At 55.1% G+C, this 13,212-nt stretch carries 12 protein-coding genes; all 12 read right to left on the bottom strand.

The annotated features are described in order from the left end of the window. Window positions 1-23: 23 nt before the first annotated feature. Window positions 24-884, bottom strand: coding sequence for an energy-coupling factor transporter ATPase (locus tag HMPREF1147_RS06405; RefSeq protein WP_009658157.1), 861 nt, complete (start codon window positions 882-884; stop codon window positions 24-26). Beyond that, window positions 869-1,708 (bottom strand): energy-coupling factor transporter ATPase, encoded by an 840-nt coding sequence (locus tag HMPREF1147_RS06400; RefSeq protein WP_009658123.1) that lies wholly within the window; start codon window positions 1,706-1,708, stop codon window positions 869-871. The genes HMPREF1147_RS06405 and HMPREF1147_RS06400 overlap by 16 nt, the downstream gene beginning before the upstream one ends. A gap of 53 nt (window positions 1,709-1,761) precedes the next feature. After that, window positions 1,762-3,063 carry a cell wall metabolism sensor histidine kinase WalK gene (locus tag HMPREF1147_RS06395; RefSeq protein WP_009658160.1) on the bottom strand — a complete coding sequence of 434 codons (1,302 nt, stop codon included), beginning with the start codon at window positions 3,061-3,063 and terminating at the stop codon, window positions 1,762-1,764. Further along, complete coding sequence (locus HMPREF1147_RS06390) at window positions 3,060-3,737, bottom strand: response regulator transcription factor (RefSeq protein ID WP_009658178.1); 678 nt, start codon at window positions 3,735-3,737, stop codon at window positions 3,060-3,062. The genes HMPREF1147_RS06395 and HMPREF1147_RS06390 overlap by 4 nt, the downstream gene beginning before the upstream one ends. An 83-nt stretch (window positions 3,738-3,820) precedes the next feature. Further along, complete coding sequence (locus tag HMPREF1147_RS06385) at window positions 3,821-5,011, bottom strand: multidrug effflux MFS transporter (RefSeq protein ID WP_009658177.1); 1,191 nt, start codon at window positions 5,009-5,011, stop codon at window positions 3,821-3,823. Between the two features lie 22 nt (window positions 5,012-5,033). Then, window positions 5,034-6,293 (bottom strand): threonine/serine exporter ThrE family protein, encoded by a 1,260-nt coding sequence (locus tag HMPREF1147_RS06380; protein ID WP_009658180.1) that lies wholly within the window; start codon window positions 6,291-6,293, stop codon window positions 5,034-5,036. 97 nt (window positions 6,294-6,390) lie between these two features. Further along, entirely contained in the window at window positions 6,391-8,220 is a 1,830-nt protein-coding gene (glmS, locus tag HMPREF1147_RS06375) for a glutamine--fructose-6-phosphate transaminase (isomerizing) (protein ID WP_037351264.1), read from the bottom strand. Between the two features lie 302 nt (window positions 8,221-8,522). Continuing rightward, window positions 8,523-9,110 (bottom strand): aminoacyl-tRNA hydrolase, encoded by a 588-nt coding sequence (gene pth, locus HMPREF1147_RS06370; RefSeq protein ID WP_009658166.1) that lies wholly within the window; start codon window positions 9,108-9,110, stop codon window positions 8,523-8,525. Window positions 9,111-9,122: 12 nt separating this feature from the next. After that, window positions 9,123-9,947 (bottom strand): undecaprenyl-diphosphate phosphatase, encoded by an 825-nt coding sequence (locus HMPREF1147_RS06365; RefSeq protein ID WP_037349339.1) that lies wholly within the window; start codon window positions 9,945-9,947, stop codon window positions 9,123-9,125. Window positions 9,948-10,108: 161 nt separating this feature from the next. Next, complete coding sequence (gene gdhA, locus HMPREF1147_RS06360; RefSeq protein ID WP_009658149.1) at window positions 10,109-11,458, bottom strand: NADP-specific glutamate dehydrogenase; 1,350 nt, start codon at window positions 11,456-11,458, stop codon at window positions 10,109-10,111. A gap of 160 nt (window positions 11,459-11,618) precedes the next feature. Continuing rightward, window positions 11,619-12,098 (bottom strand): 23S rRNA (pseudouridine(1915)-N(3))-methyltransferase RlmH, encoded by a 480-nt coding sequence (gene rlmH / locus HMPREF1147_RS06355; protein WP_009658200.1) that lies wholly within the window; start codon window positions 12,096-12,098, stop codon window positions 11,619-11,621. 1 nt (window position 12,099) lies between these two features. Further along, window positions 12,100-13,209, bottom strand: coding sequence for a S1C family serine protease (locus tag HMPREF1147_RS06350; RefSeq protein ID WP_009658175.1), 1,110 nt, complete (start codon window positions 13,207-13,209; stop codon window positions 12,100-12,102). Window positions 13,210-13,212 lie beyond the last annotated feature (3 nt).

The following is a 13,212-nucleotide window of genomic DNA, read 5'->3' as shown; positions in this document are numbered from 1 at the left end:
CGGACAGCGATGATCCGGCTTTTTCATTTATTTTTTTTCCGCGCGAGGATGCGAGCTGCCATCTCCTCCACGGACGTGCATCCGGCGGTATCGTATCCCGCTGACGCAAGTTTTTTCCCGAGCGTCAGGATATGTGGCGCACGCAGCGACGTACGTTCCAGAAGTGCATCGTTGAGAAAGAGCTCTTGCGGCGCACCTGTACCAATCACTTGTCCCGCTGCCAGCAACACAAGATGATCCGCCACGCGCAATATATCCTCCATACTATGAGAAACGAGGATGACGGTCATGCCCCGTTCACGATGCAGCATAGTGAGCAGGGACAGCAGCGATTCTCTGCCGCAGGGATCAAGCCCCGCCGCAGGCTCGTCCAGGATGAGATACCGGGGCGCGAGCGCCAGCACACCCGCGATGGCGGCACGCCGTTGTTCCCCGCCCGAGAGTGCAAATGGAGAACGCGCTCCGTAACTTTCGTCAAGTCCCACGAGCCGCATCGCATCCTTAACGCGCGCATCAATCTCTTCCTCTGCGAGTCCTTGATTTTTAGATCCAAACCTGATGTCTTCGTACACCGTCTCTTCAAAGAGCTGATGCTCCGGATATTGGAACACCATGCCGACGCGCAGACGCGCTGCTAACGCCGGCTTGCGCTCCTTGCCGGACGCACCGAACAGAGCCGTATCGTCAACAAACACGTTGCCCTTCGTCGGCGTGACGAGCCCCCCCATGATCTGCATCAGTGTGGACTTGCCCGCGCCCGTCTCCCCCGCAATCGCCGTAAAGGAGCCGTCGGGGATGGTCAGCGAGAGCTCATGGAGCGCTGTATGCGAGAGCGGCGTATCCTCCATATAGGTATAGGAAACGGATTCTACTCGGATAGACAACGGATCAGCTCCTCATCTCGTAATATCCCATGCGGGAGGTTAATCCCGCCGCAGCGCAGGCGTCCCGCGAGCTCAGCCGCGAGTGGAACGTCCAGACCGAGCGATCGTACGCGCTGCGGATCGTCAAACACTTCCTGCGGGGTTCCGTCCATCACGATCTGCCCCGCGTTCATCAGTACAATACGGTCGGCAGCAACAGATTCCTCCATGAAATGTGTGATGTAGACGATAGTCATTCCGTATCGTTCGTGCAGCATCCGTACCGCGTCCAGGACTTCCGCACGCCCCCTCGGATCAAGCATCGCCGTCGGCTCATCAAGCACCAATACGCGTGTCTGCATCGCGAGCGCCCCCGCAATCGCAACGCGCTGCTTTTGCCCGCCCGAGAGCAGGTGCGGCGCATCCTGGCGCCGCGCCTCCATCCCGACGAGCGAGAGAGCTTCGCTTACACGCCTGCGGATTTCCTCGGGCGGAACACCGAGATTCTCAGGGCCAAAGGCAACGTCGTCCTCGACAGTTGCCGCAACGAGCTGATTGTCCGGATTTTGAAATACCATACTGACATCCCGGCGAATATCGATGCACAAATTTGGATCGCGCGTATCTCGTCCCCCAATATAACACGCCCCCTCCGTCGGGAGAAGTAGCGCGTTCAGATGACGCGCAAGCGTTGATTTTCCGGATCCGTTCGCCCCCAGTACCGCGACAAATTCTCCTGACTTTATGGACAGCGAGACGTCGCTGAGTGCGTGGTGCGCCTCGTTCTCTCCTCTCATATAGGTATGCGTCACATGTTCGAGGCGGATCAATGTCTCATCCTTCATCGTATCAATTCCCAGCACAACTTTTTACCCTGTATATATGGTATATGTTTTATCTAGCTTTTGGTTTTTTCTTTCAGGCGCACATGGAACGTCGTGCCTTCGTTCACAGCACTTTCGAGAGAAATTTCGCCGTGATGCGCCTCCACAATACCGCGTGCGATCGCAAGTCCCAGTCCATTCCCGCCCATGCGGCGCGAGCGTGCCTTGTCCACGCGGTAAAATCGGTCAAAGATGCGCTCCCGATGCTCCGGCTCGATGCCGATACCGTTGTCAGCAACGGTGAGGTGTATCTCCCCTTTCTCCGCCATGAGCGATACCTTGATCTTTCCATGTTCCTGCGTATACTTTACCGCGTTGTCCACAAGAATGAGGATGAGCTGGCGTATCTTTTGCTCGTCTGCATAGATCTCCAATTTCTTCGGCAGAACTTCCTCGATGACAATGTCCTTCTTCTCCGCAAAGGGGCGCATGATGCGCACTGTCTGACGGGCAGCGGATACGATGTCCATATGCGAGATTTTGAGCTGATTCGCCTTTCCGTCCGTTCGCGCGACCGTGAGGAGATCGCCGACGAGCTTCGTCATTTTCTTCACCTCGTCGCGCACGTCCTCGATGACTTGCTTGAGGAACGGCGAGGTAATGGACGTATCACTGCGCAGGAGATCGGCAGACGCGAGCACGACCGCGAGCGGCGTGCGCAGCTCATGGGAGGCATCGGCGGCAAATTGACGCTGGCGTTCATACGCCTCTCGGACAGGTTTCATCGCACCGCCCGAGAGCACATAGCCAATGCCCGCGGCAAAGGTGAGCGCGATGACACCGAGCACAGCGAGCGCCGAAGTTGCCTTCTCCATTCCGTTATACATCGCCGTCACGTCCTTGCCCACGAACACGGTTTGCGGTGGGAGCGGCGGGGCAAGCACTGCCTTTGCCGTCATCATCACCTTCGTCCGGTTGCCTCGCTCGTCCGTCTTCGTAAATACGCGTACCTCTCCCTCGGGTGCGTTCCACGCCCCGACAATATCGAGAATGAAGGACTCAATGCGATAGGAAGCGCGTGAGAATTTAATCAGACGCCCCTGATCGTTAAAGACATAGTAAAACAGGCGATCGTTCGTACTGCGGTACAGATGCGCCTCATCAGCGTCGCCCTCTGCGTGGAGCTCCGCATAGATCTGCGATTCCGCGATGCCGTTGCTCGTCTCGAGCAGTTCACGCGCCTGCTCCGACGTAATCGCCCACTCCATCGTTTTATGCATGGCAAAGAGGAGGACAATGACCAGTCCTCCCATCACAAGCGCGTAGCGAAGCATGAGCCGCAGGCGGCTGCGGCCAAAGACATTCTGCTCGCTCAATGCGACGCCTCTAGTTTATAACCGACGCCGCGTATCGTCTTGATTGCCTCGCCCTCGCTCGCCGCATCGAGTTTTTTGCGCAGCATTTTCATATAGGAGTCGATATTATTGGAGCTGACATCGGACTCCAGCCCCCAAATACGATCTAATATGATGTCGCGCGGCACGACGATGCCGATATTCTGCGCCAACAGGTCAAAGAGCTGGAACTCACGCGGAGAGAGCTGAATCATCTTTCCGTTTTTTTCAAGGATATTGGCAGTGCGGTTGAGACGGAATCCGCCGATCTCGTCCACCTCGTGCTGGATCTTCTGCGTCGACCGTCGCCCAAGTGCGCGCAGACGTGCAAGAAGCTCCGAGAACTCGAACGGCTTCACGAGATAGTCGTCCGCACCCGCATCCAGTCCCGTTACGCGATCCTCTACGGAGTCGCGCGCCGTCAGCATGAGAATGGCACGGTCATAGCCGTTCTTGCGCAGACGCGCACACGCGTCCACACCACTCTCGCCGGGCATCATCCAATCAAGGATGAGAATATCGTACTCCGTATACGTCGCGTACTCATAAATATCGTCCCCGTCTGTGACCCATTCTACCGTAATGTCGTTTTGTTCCAACATATATTGGATCAACTTTCCGAGACGCAGATCGTCTTCGGCAAGCAACACCCGCATAATATCATCCTCCGGCACATATCAAACATTATGTATACCGCAACTAAAGTATACGGAAACGATGTGAAAGATAGCTGAAAATCCTATACCGCACGGTGCTCCGGGGCGATCATGGAGAAAAACACGAGAGCCCCGAGCGCATACAACGTGACCATGATGATTGCCATCGGCAGTGCCGTATGATCTCCTACGATGCCGACCACGGGCATCATACAGGCGCCGAGGAGCATTGAGGAACAGCCGATGAGCGCGGATGCGCTCCCCGCGTTCTTCCCCTGCCGTGAGAGCGCGAGGGAAAAGCTCGCGGCGCCCATCACCGAAAGCGGAACCACTGTCAGGAAGAGCAGCAACACGATCACGAGCAGCGGCGCGGTAAAATAAAATTCCGTCAAAAGCAGAATACTGCCAAGGAGTGGGACAAGCACCGCATATTTCAGCAGACGCACGTCCGGCACGCGTCCCGCAAGACGCGCGGGCAGGACTCCCGTGACGAGAAGCCCCAGTCCAATAGCCCCAAAGATCAAGCTGTACGCCTGTGGCGATACCGAGTAGATATTTTGAAAGATAAAGGATGAGCCCGCAAGATAGCAGAAGAACGCGCCGAATACGAAACACTGCACGAGACAATGCCCTAAGAAGTAGCGATTTTTGAGAAGTATCGGAAATTTCTTCAGCGAGTCCGTCACATTGCTGCTGCGCGCCTCTTTCGCCAGCGTCTCACTGTAAGCGAGCGTCGCGGCGGCAAGCCCCACGCCGATGAGTGTCAGCAAGACGAACGTCGCGCGCCACGATGCAAAGAGCAGGATCTGCCCGCCGATAACAGGCGCCAAGATTGGGGCGAGACCGTTGACCATCATGAGTACGGCGAAGAACCGCGTGAGCTCCGCGCCCTCGCACACGTCCCGCGCAATCGCACGCGCGATCACGATGCCGCTTGCCCCCGCAAAACCCGCGAAAAAACGGAAGAACAGAAAATAATCGATGTCCTCGGCAAGGACGCAGCCGAGCGTTGCCCCGATAAAGACAAGCATCCCGATGAACAGCGGTTTTTTGCGTCCCCACAAATCACTGAGCGGTCCCGCGAGGATCTGCCCGAGCGCCATCCCGAGTGTCGTCATTGTGAGCGTCATCTGGATGAGAGACGTCGACACACCAAAGTCCGCCTGCACCTCCGGCAGTGCCGGCAGGTACATATCCGTCGAGAGCGGCGCGATCGCCGTCATGATTCCTAAAAACACTGTAAGCCAAAGGCGGCTGCGCCCGCGTAAAGCCATCGTATCCCCGCTTCCCCGTACGTTATCGCGCGCACGCATCCCCCGATATGTGCGCGTCCTTCTTTTTATATGACAACAAGCGGTCTTTGACTGTCTCCCATATCGCCGTTGCGATGACGATGCCCGCAGCGATGGAGACGGCATAGAGGAACGTCTTGATGCTCTGCATCCCGAATTTTCCCCAATCACCGGATACTGCATAGAACATCGTTCGGTAGAGCGCGCCGCCCGGCACCATTGCAATCACGCCGATGATGAGGAACACCGTCGCGGGACATTTATAGACCCGAGCCAATATCTCCGCCGCGATCGTCGCAAAGACCGCACCCGCGAAGTACCCGGCAAATTCGTTCCAATCGAGCGCAACGAACAGCATGGTAAAGCCCCACGCACCCATGCATACGACTGCGCCCATCCCCGCGTCTTTGATATGCCCGTGAAAGAGCATATGGAAACAGAAGCCGCCGACGAGCGAGGTGAGCAGATAGACCCACCACAGCGTTTCGAACGCAATGATTGTGCCCGTCGCGCTGAATGCAAACCCCGCCGCGATGAGCAAGCTCAAAATAATCGCCTCCGCACTCTTGAGCAGCCCCGAGATCGTCTCCTGACTGAACATATCGCGAATTGAGTTCATCAGCGCGAGCCCTGGAATCACGGGCATGATATTGCCCATATTGATGGCGGCAGGATGGATATCGAACCCGAACCATAGGAACGAATTGGCAAGCATCCCTCCGAGGAAGCTCAAGAGGACGAGCGAGCAGTATGCGTTCAGCTTCGTACGGCTCAGAGCGTATTGTATCAGGCGCAGGAGCGCCCCCACAAGCCCGGCGCAGACCGCATCCTCAAACCGCCCGCCGAAAAAAGCGGAAAAACTCGCCGCAATCATCGCCCAATAGAATACGGACGCCCATAGCGATGTCTGCTCCATCGTATCGATCGCACGGATGCGTTCCTTGATCTCATCCGACGTGCGCGGCTGCGCGCAGATCTCCCGCGAAAGCTGATTGAGCGCCTTGAGCCGCTGAAAATCAAAGTTCTGCGGCGGAACGCGCCGCATCTGCGTCAGGATGCCGATGTCCGCGCCGCGGATCGTCACGATGATGCTCGAGGTAATCACCATCACGTCGACATGACGCACACCGTAGGCACGGCATATGAAGTTGATCGTACGCTCTACGCGGCTCACCTCAGCCCCCGTGACGAGCATCCGCTGCCCGATGTCGATGGCACGCTCGAGAATATTGTTGATGTTGATGCGCTGTTTCTCATTTATCATAATGAGATAGTTATAACATGATTACGCACGCTTGTCACCCCTTTCATATAAAAACAGCAGAGTAAAAGCTCTGCTGTTTTTATATGGGAACCGTAGCTTATTCAACCGTGACCGACTTCGCGAGATTGCGCGGCTTATCTACATCGCACCCGCGCGTGATAGCGGCATAGTAGGAAAGAAGTTGGAGTGGGATCACTGAGAGAATCGGCATGATGAACTCATCCGTTGCCGGCACATAGATCACATGATCCACATACTTTTTCAGCTCCGTATCGCCCTCGGCAGCGATGCCGATGACTATAGCGTCACGTGCCTTGACTTCTTTGATGTTGGAGAGCGTCTTTTCGTAGACGTTGCGCTGCGTCGCCAACGCGATCACGGGAACGCCCTCTACGATCAGCGCGAGTGTGCCGTGCTTGAGTTCCCCTGCCGCATATGCCTCCGCATGGATGTAGGAAATCTCCTTGAGCTTCAGCGCGCCCTCGAGCGAGACCGAGTAGTCCAGTCCGCGCCCGATATAGAAAACATCCTCGTTAAACCCGTACTGCTTCGCAAACGTCTTAATCGGTTCCACATCGGAAAGAATCTCCGAGACCTGCGTCGGAATCTCGAGCAGTTGCGTGACAAGCTGCGCCGTGCGCGCGGGTGCGATAGCCCCCTTGATTTCAGCCATATAGAGCGCAAGCATAAAGAAGAGTACGAGCTGCGTCGTATACGCCTTCGTCGATGCGACTGCGATCTCGGGTCCCGCCCATGTATAGACCACCTGATCCGCCTCGCGCGCGATGGACGAACCGACGACATTCGTGATCGCAAGCGTCTTTGCCCCGCGCCGCTTCGACTCCTTCAGTGCAGCGAGCGTGTCGCTCGTCTCACCCGACTGCGAGACGACGACGAGCAGCGTCTTATCGTCCACGATCGGATCACGGTAGCGGAACTCCGAGGCGACATCGACCTCTACGAGGACACGTGCCAGCTTTTCAATATAGTATTTGCCGACAAGTCCCGCATGATACGCCGTTCCGCACGCAACAATGTAAATCTTATTGAACGAATTGAGGTAGGCCGCGTCCCACGCAAGTTCCTCGAACGAAATCGCCTTCTTATCGCCTGTAATGCGCTGACTCATCGTATCGCGCACAGCTTTGGGCTGCTCGTGGATCTCCTTGAGCATGAAATGCTCATAGCCGCCCTTCTCCGCCGCTTCCGCATTCCACGTCACTTCAAAGACTTTCTTTTGCACAGGTTCGCCCGCGCGATTCGTGACCTCGATGCTGTCCTTGCGGACAATCGCAAGCTCACCGTCACCGAGAATATAGGTGCGGCGCGTGCGCGAAATGATGGCGGGAATATCCGAGGCGATGAAGTTTTCCCCCTCACCGAGACCGATGATGAGAGGATTGTCCTGTTTCGTGCAAATGAGCATATCGGGATGCGCCTTGCTCATGAACGCGAGCGCATACGAGCCCTCGATGCGGCGCAGTACCTCACGCACTGCCGCAACGAAATCACCCGCATACACCTCTTCAAGCAGGTGGACAACGACCTCCGTATCCGTCTCGGACTTGAACTCGTGTCCCTTCGCGATGAGTTCTTCCTTGAGGGACAGATAGTTCTCAATGATGCCGTTGTGGACAATCGCAAAATTTTTATGACAATCCGCATGGGGATGCGCGTTCACATCGGACGGCCGCCCGTGCGTCGCCCACCGCGTATGACCGATGCCGAGCGTGCCGACCGGGACGCGCCCCTTGATCTGCTCGCGCAGCGCCGCGAGACGCCCCACGCTCTTCTCAATGCGGATCTCACCGTCCTCATAGACCGCAATCCCCGCCGAATCATAGCCGCGATATTCCAGTTTGGACAGCCCGTCCAAAAGAAACTCCGCCGCCTGACGATTTCCGACATACCCGACAATTCCACACATAAAAATACCTCCCGATTGATAGAACATATAGAACATCTCTCAGGGATTCCGCTCCGTCTGCGGCTTTGTCCACGGAGTCGCCCCCATGATTTGACCGCAGACTCTCGACAGAGCGTGCCGGAAGGCATCCGCCGACGGGTCGACAACCTTCTCCTCGTTTTCTGAAATATATTCCGTACCATTTCAGAACCGGCGCTAAGAACTTCGTTCTTTTCAATAAAAGAAATCCCTATGTATCCATGATACACAGGGACATTCTATCCGAAATAGCCACAGAAGTCAATTGCAGGTTCCGGTATCTCCTAAACGTCGCGCGTAGTCTTTTTCTTTCGCGGATTGAACCGATTCATCGCCATATCCACCCCGTCTGTTACGAGGTATTCGACCGCGGGTAGGAGATACCCAATTGCTTCACCTACGAGAGAGGCATCATCGGTCGAGAAAGGCGTGAGGACATGATTGATGACCGTCCAACCTACGGGCGGGCGCCCGATGCCGATGCGTACGCGCGGGAATTCCTCTGTACCGACATGAGAAATGATTGATTTAATTCCGTTATGACCGCCCGATCCGCCCTTGGTTCGTATTCGCACTGCCCCCGCAGGAATATCCATATCGTCGTGAACAACGATGAGATCTTTCGTATCAATTTTATAATACGACAGCATCGGTCCGAGCGCTGAACCGCTGTCATTCATATAGGTCTGCGGCTTGACCAAGAAAACTTTCTCGCTGCCGATGCGCACCGCGGCGACGAGTGAGGAAAAGGCTTCTTTCCATGCGGATACGCCTAACCGCTGCGCCAGTGCGTCCACGAGCATAAAGCCGACGTTGTGTTTCGTCTGCGTGTATTCCGCGCCGGGATTACCGAGCCCCGCAATGATTTTCATCGGACGCCCCCCTTAGGTCGGATCGCCGACCGCGAACAGATACGCGAGTACGACGACGCCGAGCGCAATCCGATACCAACCGAACGCCGTGAAATCATTCCGCTTGATGTAGCGCAGGAGGAAGCGAATGGAGAGAATGGACACGATAAACGCCGTCACCATTCCGACGGCAAGAATGACAAGTTCCGCCCCCGTATAATGAAAGCCAAATTTCACCAGCTTTAGAAAGCTCGCGCCGAACATCACAGGAATTGCGAGGAAGAACGTGAACTCCGTCGCCACATAGCGGCTCGCGCCGAACAGGATACCGCCGAGGATCGTCGCCCCCGACCGGCTTGTCCCCGGCACGAGAGAAAGTACCTGAAATACTCCGATGATAAATGCCGTGCGATAATCGAGCTGTGAAAGATCCTCGATGCGCGGCGTACGCACGCGATTCCAACGCTCGACAATGATGAAGAGAACGCCGTATAAAATCAGCATAGACGCAACAACGGGAGCATTCATAAAATGCTCTTCCATATACTTATTCAGCGCAAGCCCGATCGCCCCTGCGGGAATGCAGGCAAAAATGACCTTTCCCCAAAGATCAAACGTCTCGCGCCGCTCCGCATTTGATTTTCGGCGCAGAAACGGGTTGAGCTTCCCTGCATTCAGCACGACGACGGCAAGAATGGCACCGAGCTGGATCACTACAAGGAACATATCCATGAAAGCCTTTGTCACATTTAGTTGGATGAACTCGTCCACGAGAATCATATGCCCCGTACTGGAGATGGGGAGCCACTCGGTCAGCCCTTCTACAATGCCAAGAATCACTGTCTTCAATAACTCCATCAGTGTTATTTCCAAAATGCTAAGCTCCCCTCAAATTTCAAATGGTAAAATCCCGCCCATTATATCACATTTCACGGTTTTCTGCATAATGAACCGCCGGAATTATAAATAATGTAAAAAAGACTGCCGAAGCAGTCTTTCATCAATTCTAATTTATGGTTTTAGACAAGCCCCTGTGCGAGCATCACGTCTGCGACCTGTGCGAACGCCGTAATGTTTGCACCGGCGACAAGATCGTCCGGATCGGCATAGAGTTCCGCATTCTTTTTCGAATTCTTATAGATATTCTCCATGATACCCTTCAGCCGACCATCCACCTCCTCGAACGTCCATTGCAGGCGCTCGGAATTCTGCGACATCTCGAGTGCCGAAACCGCAACACCGCCCGCATTTGCCGCCTTTGCTGGCGCAAAGAGTACATGATGCGTCTTAAAGTATGCAATCGCCTCGAGTGTCGATGGCATATTTGCGCCTTCGCCGACCGCCTTCACGCCATTTTCCACAAGCAGCTTCGCAGAATCAAGATCGATCTCATCCTGCGTTGCGCACGGCAGAGCAACATCGCACGGAATCGACCAGACGCCGCGGCACCCCTCATGATATTCTGCATTTGGATGCGTCGTGATGTATTCCTTAATGCGGGCACGGCGCACTTCCTTGATGTCCTTGAGCGCCGCGAGGTCAATGCCGTTCGGGTCGTAAATATAGCCGCTCGAATCCGAGCAAGTGACTACTTTCGCGCCGTATTCCTGTGCCTTTTCAATCGCATAGGTTGCAACGTTTCCGGCGCCGGAGACAACGACCGTCTTGTCCTTCAGATCAATGCCCTTTGCATCGAGCATATTCTTCACGAAGTAGAGAAGGCCGTACCCGGTCGCCTCCGTACGCGTCAGGCTCCCCCAGAAATCGACACGTTTTCCGGTCAAAACGCCCGCATCATAGGAATCCCGAATACGCTTGTACTGACCGAAGAGGTAGCCGATCTCACGACCGCCGACGCCAATATCACCTGCGGGGACATCGACATTCAGTCCGATGTGGCGGTAGAGTTCCGTCATAAAGCTCTGGCAGAACTTCATCACCTCGTTGTCCGACTTGCCGTGCGGATCAAAGTCCGAGCCGCCTTTGCCGCCGCCGATGGGAAGTCCCGTCAGCGCATTTTTGAACACCTGCTCAAACGCGAGGAATTTCAGAATATCAAGCGATACGCTCGGATGAAAGCGCAGTCCGCCCTTATAGGGGCCCATCGCGCTCGACATCTGCACACGATAGCCGCGGTTGACCTGAATCTCGCCCTTATCGTCCACCCAAGGCACGCGGAACGATATGACGCGCTCCGGCTCGATCATACGCTCGAGGATCTTATGCGCCTTGTACTCCGGATGCTTTTCGAGGAGCGGCACAACCGAGGTCAGAACCTCTTCCACCGTGTTCTTGAAATGCGCCTGATCCGGGTCACGTTTGGATACGAGATCGAGAATATCATTGACATACTGCTTCATGTTGGACATGATAAATCCCCCTTTTCATGTGGTTCGATTGACTCTGCAACGAACGTGACTGAGTATAGCACAGGGCGAAAAGCTTGTATAGAGATTCATTGCATGAATACAATATGCAAATAAAATACAAAAAGAGAGGCTCTGCCGGATGCAGATACCTCTCCCGGGGCTATAGGTGATATGGTTCCCTGCGATTGATCTTAAAGACGCGATAGATCTGCTCCATCAGCATAAGCCGAATGAGCTGATGCGGCAGTGTAAATCGGGAAAATGAAAGCCGTAAATCGGCTGCGCGGCGTACTTCGTCAGAGAGTCCAAAGGGGCCTCCGATGAGAAAGACGATATGACTCTTCCCCGCGACACAGATCTGCTCAACATGTGCTGCTAGTTCTTCAGAGGAAAGTTCCGTGCCTCTGACGTCCAGTACGATAAGATATGCCCCTTGTGGGATCTGTGCACAGAGACGCACGCCTTCTCGGCGAAGCGTTTCCTGTTTCTCCGCCGCAGATGGAGTCTCCTTCATTCGTTCCTCAGCAATCTCAATCGTGCGGAGATCAACGTATGGACGCAGCCGCTTGGCATATTCGGCGATGCCGTCGTGCAGGTACTTCTCTTTGAGTTTCCCTGCGCATAGGACGGTGATCCGCATTTTATTTATCGTCCTGCGGCATCTCTTCGAGAACGACGTCGGCCTTATGTTTCGTACCGTTACGATCATAGGTAATCGTTATCGTGTCACCGACCTGATACGAGGCAATTTTGTTGCGCAGATCGGTAACGCTGTTGATCTCCTCACCGTTAATCTCAAGGATGATATCACCGCGCTGGAATCCTGCTTTGCCGCAGGGACCATCGAGTGTGAGTCGGAAAATGTAGACGCCCTTGTCGATGTTGAGCTGATAGCCGTAACGCTCTGCCGTCATAGGATCAAAGACGGACACGCCGAGATACGGACGCGCAACATAGCCTTTTTCGATCAGTTCATTGATGACTGTCTGCACCGTGTTGATGGGAATGGAGAAGCCCATCCCTTCGACTCCGCTTGCCGCTACCTTTGCACTGTTGATGCCAATGACTTCGCCGTCTGCGTTGACAAGTGCGCCGCCGGAGTTTCCGGGGCTGATGGCGGCATCGGTTTGGAGCAGCTTCACGCGTTTGTCGCTGATGTCAAGAGTACGGTTCAGTGCGCTGATCACACCGGCGGTGACACTTCCTTGGAACTCAAGCCCCATCGGGTTGCCAATGGCAATGGCAGGTTCTCCCACAACAATATTGTCGGAGTTCCCAAAGACGGCGGTCGGCAAATCGTTCGCATCTACCTTGACGACGGCAAGATCTGTAAACTCATCCTTACCGATGAGCTTGCCTTTGAGACTGCGTCCGTCCGAGAGAGAAACGATAATCTCCTTTGCACCACTGACAACATGGTTATTGGTGACAATATAGCCGTCTTTACGGAAAATGACGCCCGAGCCGACACCTTCGGTCTCTACGGGATTATTGAACCAATCTCGTGCAACCGCTTTGTTCGTGATCCCGACCACGGCGGGGCCAACTGCCTTTGCTGCACGCACGACAGGCGTATTCCGGGCCTCAGAGAGTCCAGAGGTATCTGCCGCCTGTATCGACTTCATTCCCCCGACACTGTTGTCGGCTGCCGTTCCCATGGAGCACCCGCCAAAGACAATGACGGACGTGGCGGCAAGCGCAGCTATGACTGCCACGCTCTTTCGGCGCCGCAAGACAGAACGGATATTCATAAT

The sequence above is a fragment of the Selenomonas sp. FOBRC9 genome (genome assembly GCF_000287655.1).
GTDB lineage: Bacteria > Bacillota > Negativicutes > Selenomonadales > Selenomonadaceae > Centipeda > Centipeda artemidis.
Note: the sequence above shows the minus strand (reverse complement) of the source record. Positions and strands in the feature narration are given on the sequence as shown.

Coding starts and splice junctions, on each gene's coding strand:
- HMPREF1147_RS06400 (WP_009658123.1), bottom strand. CDS start 1,708: ATGAAGGATGAGACATTGATCCGCCTCGAACATGTGACGCATACCTAT.
- HMPREF1147_RS06390 (WP_009658178.1), bottom strand. CDS start 3,737: ATGCGGGTGTTGCTTGCCGAAGACGATCTGCGTCTCGGAAAGTTGATC.
- HMPREF1147_RS06385 (WP_009658177.1), bottom strand. CDS start 5,011: ATGGCTTTACGCGGGCGCAGCCGCCTTTGGCTTACAGTGTTTTTAGGA.
- HMPREF1147_RS06380 (WP_009658180.1), bottom strand. CDS start 6,293: ATGATAAATGAGAAACAGCGCATCAACATCAACAATATTCTCGAGCGT.
- glmS (WP_037351264.1), bottom strand. CDS start 8,220: ATGTGTGGAATTGTCGGGTATGTCGGAAATCGTCAGGCGGCGGAGTTT.
- pth (WP_009658166.1), bottom strand. CDS start 9,110: ATGAAAATCATTGCGGGGCTCGGTAATCCCGGCGCGGAATACACGCAG.
- HMPREF1147_RS06365 (WP_037349339.1), bottom strand. CDS start 9,947: ATGGAGTTATTGAAGACAGTGATTCTTGGCATTGTAGAAGGGCTGACC.
- gdhA (WP_009658149.1), bottom strand. CDS start 11,458: ATGTCCAACATGAAGCAGTATGTCAATGATATTCTCGATCTCGTATCC.
- rlmH (WP_009658200.1), bottom strand. CDS start 12,098: ATGCGGATCACCGTCCTATGCGCAGGGAAACTCAAAGAGAAGTACCTG.
- HMPREF1147_RS06350 (WP_009658175.1), bottom strand. CDS start 13,209: ATGAATATCCGTTCTGTCTTGCGGCGCCGAAAGAGCGTGGCAGTCATA.